Origin of the sequence: Natrinema sp. 1APR25-10V2 (genome assembly GCF_031626495.1) — an archaeon.
GTDB lineage: Archaea > Halobacteriota > Halobacteria > Halobacteriales > Natrialbaceae > Natrinema.
The window spans coordinates 356,404-370,411 of record NZ_JAMQOJ010000004.1; the positions used below are offsets into that span (position 1 = coordinate 356,404).

17 protein-coding genes are annotated in these 14,008 nt (G+C 66.3%); 6 read left to right on the plus strand and 11 right to left on the minus strand.

Annotated features, from left to right (window positions below; genetic code table 11):
• Nucleotides 1–112 precede the first annotated feature (112 nt).
• Together NDO75_RS14720 and NDO75_RS14725 are read left to right on the plus strand one after the other, a co-directional pair.
• Nucleotides 113–703 (plus strand): conditioned medium-induced protein 4, encoded by a 591-nt coding sequence (locus NDO75_RS14720; protein WP_310907260.1) that lies wholly within the window; start codon nucleotides 113–115, stop codon nucleotides 701–703.
• A 356-nt stretch (nucleotides 704–1,059) separates the two neighbouring features.
• Nucleotides 1,060–1,746 (plus strand): hypothetical protein, encoded by a 687-nt coding sequence (locus NDO75_RS14725; protein ID WP_310907261.1) that lies wholly within the window; start codon nucleotides 1,060–1,062, stop codon nucleotides 1,744–1,746.
• 15 nt (nucleotides 1,747–1,761) lie between these two features.
• Here the strand turns inward: NDO75_RS14725 and NDO75_RS14730 are convergent, their stop codons facing one another.
• The 5 genes from NDO75_RS14730 to NDO75_RS14750 all read right to left on the minus strand — a co-directional run bounded on the left by NDO75_RS14730 (nucleotide 1,762) and on the right by NDO75_RS14750 (nucleotide 5,066).
• Nucleotides 1,762–2,154, minus strand: coding sequence for an iron-sulfur cluster assembly protein (locus NDO75_RS14730; RefSeq protein WP_310907262.1), 393 nt, complete (start codon nucleotides 2,152–2,154; stop codon nucleotides 1,762–1,764).
• 1 nt (nucleotide 2,155) lies between these two features.
• The gene (locus NDO75_RS14735; protein WP_310907264.1) at nucleotides 2,156–3,253 is read right to left on the minus strand and encodes an amidohydrolase family protein; all 1,098 of its coding nucleotides are present in this window, start codon (nucleotides 3,251–3,253) and stop codon (nucleotides 2,156–2,158) included.
• 337 nt (nucleotides 3,254–3,590) lie between these two features.
• Nucleotides 3,591–4,181, minus strand: coding sequence for an L-threonylcarbamoyladenylate synthase (locus tag NDO75_RS14740; protein WP_310907265.1), 591 nt, complete (start codon nucleotides 4,179–4,181; stop codon nucleotides 3,591–3,593).
• A gap of 64 nt (nucleotides 4,182–4,245) precedes the next feature.
• A complete protein-coding gene (locus NDO75_RS14745; RefSeq protein ID WP_310907266.1) occupies nucleotides 4,246–4,761 on the minus strand; it encodes a redoxin domain-containing protein in 516 nt (171 codons plus the stop codon).
• Nucleotides 4,761–5,066, minus strand: a complete 306-nt coding sequence (locus NDO75_RS14750) for a glutathione S-transferase N-terminal domain-containing protein (RefSeq protein ID WP_310907268.1) — start codon at nucleotides 5,064–5,066, stop codon at nucleotides 4,761–4,763. The genes NDO75_RS14745 and NDO75_RS14750 overlap by 1 nt, the downstream gene beginning before the upstream one ends.
• Nucleotides 5,067–5,178: 112 nt before the next feature.
• Here NDO75_RS14750 and NDO75_RS14755 point away from each other — a divergent pair, with 112 nt between their 5' ends.
• Nucleotides 5,179–6,591, plus strand: coding sequence for a hemolysin family protein (locus NDO75_RS14755; RefSeq protein WP_310907269.1), 1,413 nt, complete (start codon nucleotides 5,179–5,181; stop codon nucleotides 6,589–6,591).
• Nucleotides 6,592–6,606: 15 nt separating this feature from the next.
• Here the strand turns inward: NDO75_RS14755 and NDO75_RS14760 are convergent, their stop codons facing one another.
• From NDO75_RS14760 to NDO75_RS14775, 4 genes are all read right to left on the minus strand, one after another.
• Nucleotides 6,607–7,350 carry a hypothetical protein gene (locus NDO75_RS14760; protein WP_310907271.1) on the minus strand — a complete coding sequence of 248 codons (744 nt, stop codon included), beginning with the start codon at nucleotides 7,348–7,350 and terminating at the stop codon, nucleotides 6,607–6,609.
• 132 nt (nucleotides 7,351–7,482) lie between these two features.
• Nucleotides 7,483–8,676 carry an anion permease gene (locus NDO75_RS14765; protein ID WP_310907272.1) on the minus strand — a complete coding sequence of 398 codons (1,194 nt, stop codon included), beginning with the start codon at nucleotides 8,674–8,676 and terminating at the stop codon, nucleotides 7,483–7,485.
• A gap of 92 nt (nucleotides 8,677–8,768) precedes the next feature.
• Complete coding sequence (locus NDO75_RS14770; protein WP_310907274.1) at nucleotides 8,769–9,491, minus strand: DUF5828 family protein; 723 nt, start codon at nucleotides 9,489–9,491, stop codon at nucleotides 8,769–8,771.
• An 88-nt stretch (nucleotides 9,492–9,579) separates the two neighbouring features.
• The gene (locus tag NDO75_RS14775) at nucleotides 9,580–10,245 is read right to left on the minus strand and encodes a hypothetical protein (RefSeq protein WP_310907275.1); all 666 of its coding nucleotides are present in this window, start codon (nucleotides 10,243–10,245) and stop codon (nucleotides 9,580–9,582) included.
• Between the two features lie 350 nt (nucleotides 10,246–10,595).
• Between NDO75_RS14775 and upp the strand changes: the two genes are divergently transcribed.
• On the plus strand, nucleotides 10,596–11,273 hold the full coding sequence (upp, locus tag NDO75_RS14780) for a uracil phosphoribosyltransferase (RefSeq protein ID WP_310907276.1): 678 nt from the start codon (nucleotides 10,596–10,598) through the stop codon (nucleotides 11,271–11,273).
• Between the two features lie 62 nt (nucleotides 11,274–11,335).
• Entirely contained in the window at nucleotides 11,336–11,713 is a 378-nt protein-coding gene (locus NDO75_RS14785) for a cupin domain-containing protein (protein ID WP_310907278.1), read from the plus strand.
• On the opposite strand, the gene NDO75_RS14790 is transcribed toward NDO75_RS14785, so the two are convergent.
• Nucleotides 11,676–12,131: a DUF2892 domain-containing protein gene (locus NDO75_RS14790; RefSeq protein ID WP_310907279.1), complete on the minus strand. Its 456-nt coding sequence runs from the start codon at nucleotides 12,129–12,131 to the stop codon at nucleotides 11,676–11,678. The two genes, NDO75_RS14785 and NDO75_RS14790, sit on opposite strands and share 38 nt — an antisense overlap.
• Nucleotides 12,132–12,169: 38 nt before the next feature.
• On the opposite strand from NDO75_RS14790, the gene NDO75_RS14795 reads away from it, so the two are divergent.
• Nucleotides 12,170–13,192, plus strand: a complete 1,023-nt coding sequence (locus tag NDO75_RS14795) for a hypothetical protein (RefSeq protein WP_310907281.1) — start codon at nucleotides 12,170–12,172, stop codon at nucleotides 13,190–13,192.
• On the opposite strand, the gene NDO75_RS14800 is transcribed toward NDO75_RS14795, so the two are convergent.
• Nucleotides 13,090–13,698, minus strand: coding sequence for a YigZ family protein (locus NDO75_RS14800; protein WP_310907540.1), 609 nt, complete (start codon nucleotides 13,696–13,698; stop codon nucleotides 13,090–13,092). The two genes, NDO75_RS14795 and NDO75_RS14800, sit on opposite strands and share 103 nt — an antisense overlap.
• Nucleotides 13,699–14,008 lie beyond the last annotated feature (310 nt).

Here is a 14,008-nt window from a genome sequence, read left to right on the forward strand (position 1 = left end):
TGCGAAAATCTTCACGTAATTCTGAGTTTATAATAGTTGACCATGTTCGATTCGACCGCCCAACGTGATCTGGCAACAGGCTTAAATAGCCGCCCGTCGGGAGTGTCCATCCATGAACGACAAGACCGAGGAACTCCGAGATATCTTCACCGACGTCACCGACGGCGAGGAAACCGTCACCGAATCCCAGGAGAACACCCGCGGCTCTCTCGAGCGCGACGAACGGACCGACGAGGAGCGCCTCGAGAGCGTCGTCCAGCAGATGCGCGAACGCTACGGGTTCGAGACTGAACTCTCGAACGACGAGCTACTCACGGTCGCCAGAGGCTTCTACGACGAGCGGAGCGACGCCGACATCGCCGAGGAACTGGGTGTCGACGAGGACGAGGTCTTCGAGGCCCGAATGACGCTCCATCTGGTGGGCGAGGACGACGCCGACGAGGTCGACCTCGCGGCGATCCGCGACCGAGAGGAGGACGACGCCACGTTGGCCGCGGAGTACGGCGTCAACGAGCCCCAGATCCGCCGCTACCGCCGCGTCGCCGAAGCGGAAGACCAGTCTCGAGCCGCCAACGACCGCTACCGCGACGAGTTCGATAGCGTCCTCGCCGACGCCGAGCTCTCCGAGCGAATGGCGTCCGACCTCCGCGAGGACGGCCTCGAGGACGCGACCGATGGGATGGAGACGGACGTGGACTTCTAGAGCCAACCTTTTGCTCTGCGGTCTGCCGCGTCGACGGCAGCATGGCTGCCGCCAACGCGCCGTCCCTCGGCAAACGGTTGATCAAAAGCACTCCTCCCTCCGTTTCGGCTCGCTACGCGCCGCTTGGCTCACGGCTTCGCCGTTCACCTATCCGCGGCGCGTAGCGCCGCGCTCTTCACATCGGTCGTCGGCCCGCTCGCTTACTCGACTCGCGGCGTACGCCGCTCGTCTTTGCGCGGCGCGCAGCGCCGCGCTTTCGTTCGCTCGCGGATACTGCGATGCGTTCCCCGCCGACCGCTGTACCGTTGGTGACGACTCGCCGAGACTTCTTATACCAAGCCGCGGCCAGACGGCCCGTGACCCGTGCGCACGTCTCGTTCAGCGACCTCCGGACCGCCGCCTACTGCCCGCGAAAGTGCTACTATCAGCGAGCGCTGCCCGACGAGGATCGCGCGCCGCCGCCGGAGGTCGAGTCGATTCGAGGACTCGAGTCCCGGTACGAAGCCCTCCTCGAGGCTCCGCCGGACGAACTCGAGCGCGAACCGATCGCTATCTCGGCCGTCCGGTATCGCGACCGGCTGACGACCACCCGCGACCGACTCGTGGACGCGGGTCACTGGGACCGGCTCCGGAATCCCCACGATCGAGACGTGTTCGCGGCCGGCCGCCACTGCCGCGGCGTCGTCCACAAGGTGCTCGCGGAGCCGCTCGAGCCGGTCCTGCTCTCGACGGGCGAGCCGCCCGAAAACGGCGTCTGGGAGCCCCAGTCGGTCCACGCGGTCGCGGCCGCGAAAGCGCTGTCCTGGGAACACGGCGAGTCGGTCGACCGGGCCTGGCTCGAGTATCCGGCCTACGGCGAGATCCGCTCGCTCGAGCTGACGACTCGGCGGAAGGCACGGTACCGACGCGCGCTGCGGGCGGTCCGCGAGCTGGACGGTCCACCGGCTCGGTCGTCCAGTCGCTCGAAGTGCGAGTCCTGCGAGTTCGCCGCCGAGTGCGGCGTCAAAACGCGAACCTTGCGATCGATGCTGGGGCTCAGATAGCCGGGTGATTCCGAATCAGTCCTCCGAGGAGGGAGCCGCTCGGCCCGCGTTTCGTTCCTCGTGATACCGGTCGGCCAGCGCCTGCTGGTGTTCCGCTCGCCGCTCTTTCGCGGTTTCGGACATCATCTCTTCGCTCCAGGAGAGGCCCGCGTCCGTTTCCAGCGTCACGTCCTCGACGCCCGGCAGGCTGCCGACGCGCTCGTTCGCTTGCTCGATGAAATATCCCACCATCATACACGACGGCGACGTGATGCGGAGCTGGACGTGGACCGTCCCGTCGTCGATCTCGATCTTCTTGAGGAGCCCCATCTCGACGATGCTGATGTCCGTCCCGCGAGCCTCGCTGCAGGGATCGACGATCTGGTCGAGTTGCGCGCGCACCTCGAGCGGAGACGGATCCGGACTCACGTCAGTACACCTCCGGGGCCGCTTTCGTCGTCGAGAAGGGATCTGCGAGCCCGTCTTCGCTCGTCTGCTTGCTGAACGAGTCGTCCGCGAGTCGCTCGCGAGCTTCGTCGATGTCTAACCCGACGAGGTCCGCGTAGTTGCGTCCGAGGAGGTTCCGCTTGTGTTCGTCGCTGATCTCCGGCATCTCTCCAAAGTCGATCCCTCGCCGAGCGATGTCGTCTGGCCACTCGAAGTCACGGAGCGCCTCGAGTTCCGGCTGTGGGTGGTACGCCATCGCTGCCGACCCCCAGTACATCCTGTCGAGGACGGCCTCGCCGCCGATGCTGATGATCTTTGCCATCGTCTCGGCGAAGGCCCGCTCGTTCGCCGCCAACTGGACGCCCAGCGTCTCCATGTTGATGTGCAGATTCGGGAACCGAGCCATCTGCCAGGCGGTCTCTTCGGTGAAGGCAAGCCCGCCGTGGACGAGGCCGAAGTCGAGTTCGGGGAAGTTCGCGCAGGCGTCGTCGACGTCGCCCGGGTGGTAGGGATCCCGGGGCACCGGGCCGAAGGGAATGGCCTTGTGGACTTCGATCAGGTCGATGCCGAGCGATTTCGCCTTCTCGAAGACTGGGTAGGCGACCGATTCGTCGTCCATGCGCCATCCCTCGTGGTGGTCTTCGCCCCAGTGAGAGGGGTAGAGCTTCAGTCCGACCGGATCGACGGCCTCGACCTGTTCTTCGAGCGATTCCTCCCACCCGTCCCGGAGCGGATCGATGTTGGCGAAGCCGAGGAACCGTTCGGGGTACTCCTCGACGGCCTCGACGCAGTTCTCGTTCGCCGTCAACCCATCGTGAAAGGCGTACAGCGGAAGCGACTGGAACGTCGCCATGTCGGTATCGCTCTCGAGGAAGAGCATGTTCGCCGTCTCCTCGACGCTCCAGTTTCGCACGTATCCGTCGCGCGTTACCCGGTACCCGGGCGGTGAGGCCTCGTCGACGGTTCCGAAGATCATATCGGTGATTCCCCGCGCGTGCTGTTCGTTTCGGTAGTTCGACGGGGCGAGATTGTACGCGTGAACGACGGCGTCGAAAATGAACGTCTCTTCGAGGTCGATCATGGTGTGACGTCTGGATCGGGTTTCGAGCCCGTACGACTGCGCTTGGCATTCTCTATCATTGTATCGACAACCCGTTTTCAACGAACCCTCTGAAAAGCGTTACTTCGAACCGATAGCGAGAGAAACGGGCAGATACTTTTATACGCTCAAATCTGAGCGCTCGTCACGATAAACGAGGCAAATGAAACGCTGGCAGAGCGAAGAAAAGACGGATGTTCGACACCATCCGAGAGCGGAATTGAAGGACGAAACGGAGTCCGTCGGCGCGGTGGCCAACGTTCGACATGGGACCGGCGTTCGATACTCCCTCCGATCCGGCGTCGGTAATTCGCCGTGGCTAGTCGTGGCGCTCGAGCCAGGCCTCGATCTCGTCGGCCATCGCGCCGCGGCGGTGGATCGTCTCGCTCGAGACGTCGACGACGGTGCTCTCGGTCCCACCCTCGGTTTCGCCGTCGTCGAGGACGACCGCCGCCGCCTCACGGATTTCGGAATCGAGGTCGGCGGGCCGGCGTGCGCTCTCACGACCGCTGACGTTCGCGCTGGTCGACGTGATCGGCGTGCCGGCCCGCTCGCAGAGCCGGAGCGCGACCTCGTGGTCCGGGACGCGGACGCCGACGCGGTCCCGACCCGCGGTCAGTTCGTCGGGGACGCTCTCGCGCCGTCGACAGAGGACCGTCACGGGCCCAGGGAGAAACGTCGCCATGAACTGACGCTCTCGCTCGGTCGCGCGGACGTGCTGCAGCGCCGATGGGACCGACGGGACGGCAAAGGAGATCGGCTTCGAGCGGTCCCGTCCCTTCACCTCGAAGACGCGTTCGACGGCGGCGGGGTCGAGCGCATCCGCGGCGAGACCGTAGACCGTCTCTGTCGGGTAGACGACGAGCTCCCCTGCCTCGATCGCCTCGGCGGCGCGGTCGAACTCGCTCATTCGGTTCGAAGTCGGCCTATTTCGCCCAAAAAAGTATCGCTCGGCGTCGCGAACGCGACGGTCGCTATGCGAGCCCGAGTTCCGACTCGAGGTCGTCGTAGTCGGGGAACTCGGGCCAGTCGGTGGCGACCCACGCGCCCTCGACGGTGCGGTCGCCGTCGAGCGCGAAGAAGGCGACGCGGGGTTCGCTGACGCCGGTCATCCCGTCGAGTTCGTGGGCGATCCCGTACGACTCGGCGACCTCGTTGCCGGGGTCGGTGAAGAAGCGGAACGGGTAGTCGTTGGCCTCGAGGAACCGTTTGATGCCGTAGGGGGTCGAGGCCGTGACGCCGACGACTCGGTCCGCGCGTTCGTCCCACTCGCGCTCCGCGAGTTCGTCCCAGACGTATTTCGCGAGGAACGAGCCGGTCATCGGCGTGAAGACCAGGATGGTCGTGCCGTCGCTCTCGCTGACGAACTCCGAGAGGGTCCGGTCCTCCCAGAACTCGTCGGTGACCAGCGGGCGGGTGAAGTCGGGCGCTTCATCGCCGGGCCCGGGATGATCCGCCGGATCCAACTCGACGACCTCGAAGTCGGGCATCAGTCGTCACCTCCCGCGTCCGCCGCGGCCGCGTCGGGGCGGTCGCCCTCGCCGTAGGTCGACTCGAGGTAGTCGACGATGTTCGCGCTTTCGGCCATGGTGACGCCGGTGTTCTCGTCGACGACGACGGGAACGGTGCGGACGCCGGCGACGCGCTTGACGACGTCCCGTTCGGAGTGCATCGGTTCGACGAATCGCGATCGGTACGAGAGATCGTACTCGTGCAGCCGCCGGGTGACCCGTTCGCAGAACGGACAGCCCTGGAGCCGGTAGAACGTGATCGGTGGGTCGTCGGGTGCGCTCATACCCACACGTAGGGTAAACGGCCGGGTAAACGTGTCGTCGGCGGCGGCGATAGCCGTCATTGGCCGTCAAATGGGAAACGGTTAACCGATCCAGCCATAACGCTGTACATCAATGGCGTTGTCTCCGCCCCCCGAGGTCGTGTTGGCTGCATACGAGGTCCCAGTGGTGGGGCTCGAGATCGAGCAGTCGGTGGTGACCGTCCTCGGTGCGCTCGCGGTCGCCGTCCTGATCGGGCTCTCCGGCTTCTTCTCCTCTTCGGAAATCGCGCTGTTCTCCATTCCGAAACACCGCGTCGAGGGGATGGTCGAGGACGAGATTCCGGGTGCGGAGCGAGTCAAGGCGCTGAAAGAAGACCCCCATCGCCTGCTCGTGACGATCCTCGTCGGGAACAACATCGTCAACATCGCGATGTCGTCGATCGCGACGGCGATCCTCGGGCTCTACTTCGGCGGGCTGACGGCCGTCCTGTTCGCGACGTTCGGCATCACCGCCGTCGTCCTCCTGTTCGGCGAGAGCGCGCCGAAATCGTACGCGGTCGAAAACACCGAATCCTGGTCGATTCAGGTCGCCCGGCCGCTGAAGGCCGCCGAGCGCCTGATGTTCCCGCTCGTCATCCTCTTCGACTATCTCACTCGCCAGATCAACCGCCTCACCGGTTCGACGGGTGCCATCGAGGCCCCCTACGTCACCCGCGACGAGATCCAGGAGATGATCGAGTCCGGCGAGCGCGAGGGCGTCTTGGAGGAAGAAGAACACGAGATGCTCCAGCGGATCTTCCGCTTCAACAACACGATCGTCAAGGAAGTCATGACGCCGCGACTCGACATGACGGCGGTGCCGAAAGACGCCGGCATCGACGAGGCCATCGAGACCTGTATCCAGAGCGGTCACGCTCGCGTCCCGGTCTACGAGGGTAGCCTCGACAACGTGCTGGGCGTCGCGCACATCCGCGACCTCGTCCGCGATCTCAACTACGGCGAGACCGGCGACGACGAGATCGAACTCGGCGATCTCATCCAGCCGACGCTGCACGTCCCCGAGTCGAAAAACGTCGACGAACTCCTCTCTGAGATGCGCGAAAACCGGATGCACATGGCGATCGTCATCGACGAGTTCGGCACCACCGAGGGGCTGGTGACCATGGAGGACATGATCGAGGAGATCGTCGGCGAGATCTTAGAGGGCGGCGAGGAACAGCCCATCGAGGAGATCGACGCGGACACCGTTCTCGTCCGCGGCGAGGTCAACATCGAGGACGTCAACGAGGCCCTCGAGATCGACCTCCCGGAGGGCCAGGAGTTCGAGACCATCGCCGGCTTCATCTTCAACCGCGCGGGCCGGCTGGTCGAGGAGGGCGAAGAGATCACCTACGATGGCGTCCGCATCACCGTCGAGAGCGTCGAGAACACCCGCATCATGAAGGCGCGGCTCCGGAAACTCGAGATCGTCGAAGAAGAACCCGAGCCCGACGAGGAAGACGAAACTGCGCCGCTCGAGGTCGACGAAAACGATACGCAACCGTAGCGGCGCCCCGTCGAATCAGGACTGCGACCGGACGAGCGCCGCCACGTCGCGGGCGACCGCGGGCGGGACGACGATCCGGCGCGGCCCCTGCACGTACTGGCCGCCGGGCTGGGCGTAGTCGAGACTGAGTATGGCGATATCCCCTAGCTGACGGATCGAGACGTCCGTGATGACCTCGAGGTCGACGCGCTGGTCGGGTTCGTAGAGGTAGATCGCCTCCTCCTCGCCGTCGAGCGTGCCGACCGATTGGAGAAACGACGCGAGAACGAGCGCGCCCAGTGCGAGCGGGAGGAACAGGGCGGCCAGCCCGGTGAACGGGCCAGCCCCGACGGCCAGCAGTTCGTTCTGCGAGACGTACCGGCCGACGCCCATCAGGACGCCGATGATCGCGCCCATCGCGACCGTTCCGACCGCAGCGTCGACCGCCCGGTCGGCGCTCGTTCCCGACGGGGCGTCGAACGGAAGCGGCCCGGCGGCGCGCTCCAAGTGGCCTTCGGTGTCGCCGGCGAGGGCCAGTGCGACGACCGTCGCGGCGCTCCCGGCGATGAGCGCGAGGATCGCGATCCGGCCGACCGCGCCGAACGCCTCGCCGCCCAGCCGGTACAGTCGCCAGCAGATGACGATGCCGATCGCGGCGAAGAAGGTGCCGACGCCGAAGGTCCACAGGAGCCGGACGGTGCGCGACGTGCTGGCGTCACGCCGCCACTGGATCGTCCCGTCTCCCGCCCCGTCTCCAGTGCGGACGGTGTCCTCGTTCATACCCGAACTCACGACCCGTCGTGTAAAGACCGTTCGATGTCGCCCGGGTCGTACGGAACGCTGTAACTGTTTACCGGCGTACCGCGGGAAGCAGGTCCTGGGTACGCCTGAGATGATTTACAGCAGACCGTATCAGAGCGCGACTACGTCGATGGCGGCGTAGCCGACGTACCCGATGGCGATCGCACCGGCCAACGAGCCGATCCACGCGAGAACGGTAAAGCCCATCTTGCGCGCGCTGACGCCGCCGCCGGCACCGGATGCTGCGTAGCCGCTGCCGATGATCGCGCTGACGATGATCTCGTTGAACGAGACCGGAATGCCGTAGAAGACCGCGGCCTGCGCGATGATAAACGAGGGGATGAGCGCCGCGATCGACCGACGCGGCCCCAGCGAGGAGTAGTCCTGCGAGATCGCCTTGATCATCCGCGGCGCGCCGGTCCACGAGCCCAGCAGGAGTCCGAAGCCGCCGCCAACGAGCATGGCGAGCAGCGGCAACTCGAGCTGACTCGAGAGGGGGATCAACGGCCCGATCGCCAGTCCGACCTGACTACCGCCGGCCGAGAAGGCGACGAGGCCGCCGAGGACGAGCAGGAAGTGGCGCTCGCCGCGCTCGACGCCGTTGCCGAGGTCGAGCGCGATCGCGCCCGACCAGAGCGCTGCGATCACGAGCGTGGCCCCGACGACGCCGACGATTTCGCTACCGGGGAGCCAGCCGCCCGCGACCTGCGCGATCGAGGCCCCGCCAGCGTCCGGCGGTCCGAGCAGCGCGAACTCGACGTTGGCGACGATCGCGCCGACGAGCCCGGCGAACACGACGATGAGATACGCCTCCGATAACCCTTCGGCGCGGAGGAGCCGGGCGACCGCGTACGCGATCCCGCCCCCGACGAACGGCGTCAGTATCCACAGCGTCGCCATCTCGGTGTACTTGGCCCACGCAGGATCGCCGCCCATCGCGAGGCCGACGCCGATGACCGCGCCGGTCACGGTGAACGCCGTCGCGATCGGATAGCCGGTGAAGATACCGATCGCGACGAGGGCGGCCGCAATGAGGAGGGCCATCGTGGCGGCGAGCGACGACAGCGTCACCCCGCCGATCAGTTCGGTCCCGACCGCCTCGGAGACGTTCGCCCCCTGAAGGACCGCGCCGCCGAAGCCCAGCAGCCCGACGAGGAAGCCGGCCCGCATCACCGAAATCGCGTTCGCGCCGACCGCCGGCGCGAACGGGGTGGAGCCGCTCGAGCCGGCACCGATCGCCCAGGCCATGAAGAGACTCGCGACCGCGGCCACGGCGAAGGTGCCCAGCGTGGCGATATCGACCATCTATCCGGGTTCTATTAGCGGACCCTACAAGTGTGTGCCGACCTGCGGCCGGCAGCGGCGACGGGTCACCGGTTCGTGACGGTCGATCGCGCTCAGTTCGTCGTCGATCGTGAGTTGTCGTCGGGTTCTGGCGGCGGCTCCGCGCCCTCGATGGCTTCGGCCGCGTCGGTGTCCTTCTCGACCTCGACGTGCCAGCGGTCGATCTCGTCTTCGTACTCCGCGAGGCTGTCGGAGATCTCGTCTTTGAGTTCGTCGTCGTTGACGTTGACTTCGAAGACGAACCGCTCTCCGTTCCCGCCGTTGCGCGTCGACTGCTGGATGTTCGCGCTGACGAGTTCGTTGTCGAAGTAGTAGGGCGCGAGCTGGGTCATCACGTTCTGGTAGACCGTGTCCTCGACGCGGCGCAGGGCCTTGCGCCCCGCGGAGTCGGCCGCTCGCGCGACGTAGTCGATCGACTCCTTCCAGTTGCCGACCGCGGCCTCGGCGTCGTCGTCCTCGAGTCGCTCGTAGGATTCGGAGAGCTTCTCGCCGGCCGTTTTGATGTCCTCGTCGGGCTCCTTACCGGCTTTCTCGCCTTTGCCCTCCTCGACGCTAGCCTGATCGGCGGTCTTCTCGCTCACGTCGGCGTCGAGCGTTTCGTGTGCCTTTGGTCGCCACTCCTCCCATTCGTCGAACGCACGGGCGAGGTGCGCTTCGGAGTCCTGTTCGGCCTCGTGGACCCCGGCGTCTCGAAGCGCGCGCGTGATGCGTTCGCCGTGCTCGACGATGTCGCCCCAGTCGCCGCGGACTTTGAACCCCGAGATGCTCTCTTCCATTCCGCTGGCCGAGTGATAGCGTCCGGATCGGTATAAACTTCTCTGCCGTCGCCCGCCTGCGCGGGTGCCGTCGATCGTCCGGAACGGACTATCGCTGGCCGCCCATCCCCCGGCCGCCGGTTGTCCCCTGTGACCCCGGCTGCTGACCGCCCAGCTGCTGTGGTCCCTGCTGACCGCCGGTCATCGGTTGCTGACTCCCCATCGCCTGCGATCCGAACTGCTGGCCGCCCGACTGCTGACCGCCCGTCGCTTGGCCGCCGACCATGCCCAGCACGGTCGAACAGGAGTCGATCGTTCGATCGATCACCGAAATGGTCTCGGCGATGTGTGGGTGTTGCTGGTACTGCTGGAGTTCCGGCAGGCTCTCAGTCGCCACGCGAACGAACGTCTCCGCGACTTCGGGGCCGAACATCGAGTCGCGTGCGATCAGACTCTCGTTGAGGTCGGCGAGCTCCGCGATGTCGTGACAGATCTGCGCACACGTCGCGAGCTGGCGCCCTTCCGAGGCGCACTCCTTCGCACACCAGTCGGCGACGTTCGACAGCTCCGTGAAGTCCTCGAGCGCGATCCGAAGCTCGTTCGTGAGGTGGCTTTCGAACGACTGGCGGCCCTGCATCTGTTGGCCGCCGGTCATCGGCTGCTGACCGCCCATTTGCTGTGTTCCCTGCTGACCGCCGGCTATTGGCTGCTGGCCGCCCATCTGCTGTGATCCCTGCTGACTGCCCATCTGCTGTGTTCTCTGTTGTCCTCCCATGGACTGGGTCGGCTGCTGTCCGTACTGTTCGGTCGGCTGTCCTTGCCGTGGCTGTTGTTGGAACTGGTGACTCATCGTGAGTAGCCGCCCGTGGTCGGGCGTCGAGGGCTACGCCGATCGCGTGATTAAACCGGGACCACCGTTACGGCTGGTTTCGGCGGCAAAACCCTGTTTCGAATCGACGCGTCGATGCCCGAAATCGAGCCGAAGCGTCGCAACTGTATCGGTAATATCGAGTTAGCGCCCCTAAGCCCGTCTTTCGACGGAGCGCGACGGGCGGGGACCGCGATCGGGGCTGCCGCTCGCTGCTGATCGATACTGTGAACTACCCGGCGAGTGGCTGTAGAACTATGCCGATCGAAGACCGGGACGACGCGTATCTCATTACGCACGCACTGGCAAAAGACACGCTCTCGCGCCTGCGCGATGTCGAGACCGAGCAGGTTAGCTTCCGCAAGGGGCTGGTCAAACTCGGCCGGATCTGTGGCTACGAGATCATCGACGGCCGGATGGAGACCGAGTACGTCGAGATCGAGACGCCCCTCGAGACGACGATGGGCGAGCGCGTCCGCGGACTCGAGGACGTGGTCATCATCAACGTCCTGCGCGCCGCGACGCCGTTCGTCGAGGGGCTGTTGAAGGCGTTCCCGCGGGCCCGACAGGGCGTCATCAGCGCGAGCCGTGACGAGGAGGCCGGCCGGGACGCGGACGGCTCGTTCCCGATCACGGTCGACTACGTGAAACTGCCCGAGATCCACGAGGAGGACACGGTCATCGTCGCCGACCCCATGCTCGCGACGGGCAGCACGATGTGTACCGTCCTCGAGCACGTCATCGAGAACGCCGCGCAGCCGGAGAATCTGATCGTTCTCTCTGCGGTCTCCGCGCCGGAAGGGCTGCTTCGCGTCGACGAAGAGTGTCCCGAAGCCGACCTGTTGACCGTCTCGATCGACGACCGCCTCGACGACGACGGCTTCATCGTGCCCGGTCTCGGCGACGCCGGCGATCGGGCGTTCCGGACGACCTGAGCTGGGTTATCGGTTCAGCTGATTGCCGACGGACTTTTGCTGGTTCACGAAATCGAACCCGTATGGACTACACCGTCGTCGATCCCGACGACCTCGAGTACGTCGACGATCGTCCCTGCGACCTCCGTCGGCTTAGCGAGGCCGCGGGAATGGACGAAGTCGCGATCAACCGATTCGACGCCGATCCGGGCGAACAGCTGCCGCTTGCCTACCACTACCACGAGACCCAGGAGGAGGCGTTCGTCGTCCTCTCGGGGACGCTGCACGTCGAGACGCCCGACGGCGAACTCGAGGTCCCCGCGGGGTCGCTGTTCGCGGCCCCGCCCGAGGCACCGCATCGGGCGTACAACCCCGCCGACGCCGACGAATCGGTTTCGGTCATCGCCATCGGTGCGCCGCCGGTCACCGGCGACGCAGTGCCCTACGAGCCCGACGAGTGAGCGGAGCGCGACGGACGCTCGAGCCCGCTTGCGCGTCCGGCACCGACAAGTTGCGTCCGCAGGCATCGATCCCGAGCATCGCGTTCACCGAACAGCGGTGACCGGCTGCGGTCGTGGGGAGATTGCCACCGGCGACGACCGCCATGCTGCCGCGCGTCCGGTCGCGATTGCGGTAGCCAGTCGGAAGTAACGCCGCCGCGAGGACGATGCGGCCGATGCGATCGATCCTGCCAACGTTCCATACCGAGCCGGACGAGGGCAGGTCGATATCGGAACTCCCTGCAACGTACCGTTCAGCACCCCCTCCGTTTTCGGTCGAACTCGGTGCCTGTCGCCCTGATATCCCTCGATCCGACCGCGCGTCCGACCTGCTACCGACGCGGTCGCTGCGGTCGGCAGGCCACCGTTCCGACAACACCCGTTATTATTTTAACACAACCGCGCGTTTGATCGACCATGACTGGTCGTGGTCCGGCCGGCCGGCCCGCTGTCGCCGACCGAATCACCGAATCGCCCGAGACGATGTTTCGGCTCGCGTTCAGCGGTTACGTCGGCACGCTCGTCGCTGCCCTCGCGGCGGTAGCCGTCGTGCGCGTAGATACCTCAGTGACTGCCGTCGCCGTCGCGACCGTCGTCGTCGTGTTTCTCGTCGGCACCCTCGTCGGCGTCACCCTCTCGGGACGAGACCAGCGACTCCCGGCTCGTCTCGGCCGAAACTGGCGTCGACGGACCGCGGTCCTGAGCCCGGCCGTGCCGTTCGGCCTCGCCGCTGGCGCTGCGTGGCTCGGCCGGCTCGAGCCCCGCGTCGGCCTCGTCGGACTCGGGGGAACGTTCGCCGTCGCGATCGTCGGCTACGTCGCGATGCGGCTGGCCGAGACCTGTTACGTGGCGTCGATCACTGCCGACGAGGCCGTAGAACGCTGGCAGTGGGAGCCGCCGGGCACCCCGCGGCTGGATGCGCTCGTCCTCGTGCTGTGGCTGTTGCTGGGTGCGGCTAACGCCTACACCGGCGAGTGGGCGAGTTCGATCGTCTGGATAGGGCTCGCGATCGTCTGGGTCTGTACGAGCCTCGCCGAAGGGCGTTGGCGGGTCGGCTCGATCGGCGAACCGCCCGAAGTGCGCGTCCACGATGCCGGACTCGTCAAGCAACGGCCCTACACGCAATCGATCGTTCCGTGGTCCGACGTATCCCACGTTCGGCTGCGCGAGGGGCAACTCGTCCTCGACCGGGGCTTCTTCGACGTGCAGTTCGAACGCGACCAGTTCGCGACCTCGAGGCCGCACAGGCGGCGATCGAGCGGCGCCTCGACGCGACCCGAACCGACGCGGGCACCGCTCCGCGGTAACCGTCCGGTTGCGTCGATTTCCGTTCCGTCCTACTCGAGGGTTACCCGGCCGCTCGTCGCGCTCCGGAGTCGATCCCGGACCCCCTCGCTCTCCGCGAGCGGGACGCGCACGTCGAAGGTGACCTCGGTCTGATAGTCGGCGTCGAACTCGTAGCCCTCGCTCTCGAGGATCGAGCGGACGGTGCCCGAGTCGTCGTACGCGACGGTGATCGTCACCTGCTCGTGGGGCCGTTCCTCGACGACGCCTGCCGCGTCGACGGCCTCTTTCACCGCCCGCGAATAGGCCCGGACGAGGCCGCCGACGCCGAGGTTCGTCCCGCCGTAGTACCGGGTGACGACGACCGCACAGTTCTCGAGATCCTGCTGAGCGAGGACGTTCAGCGCCGGTTTGCCGGCCGATCCGGAGGGCTCGCCCGCGTCGCTCGAGTATTCCCGGAGGAACTCTCCGTCGGCGTCGGCCCGGACGCGGTAGGCGGGGACGTTGTGGGTGGCGTCGGCGTACTCCTCGCTAACGGCGTCGACGAAGTCGTCGGCGGCGTCGACGGTGTCGACGGGTCGAACGTGGCCGATAAACTCCGACCCCTGGACGACGAACTCGGCGCTGGCGGGGTCGGCGACGGTCCGGTACGCGCGGCTCACGGCCGGCCACCTCGCCGTCCGGCCGGCCCGTCTCGCCGCTCGTGCCGCGGTTCGCCGCTGATCACGGCGCATCGGTACGTCGGCCCGCGAAAAGAGGGCGTCGGTCCCGCCGTGGATCTCGACGACCAGTGGGTAGGTCTCGTTGGGATCGAAGTCAGGTGAGGTGAGTGTCCACCGCCGTAGCTTGCCAGCATCGGCACCGTCCCCGTCCTCGTCGGTCTCGAACCGGATTTCCTCCGACTGGGCAACGGCCTGATCCGCGAGGTACTCGTCGTTGACCCACGTCAACCGGGTCCGTTCGTCGCCGCCG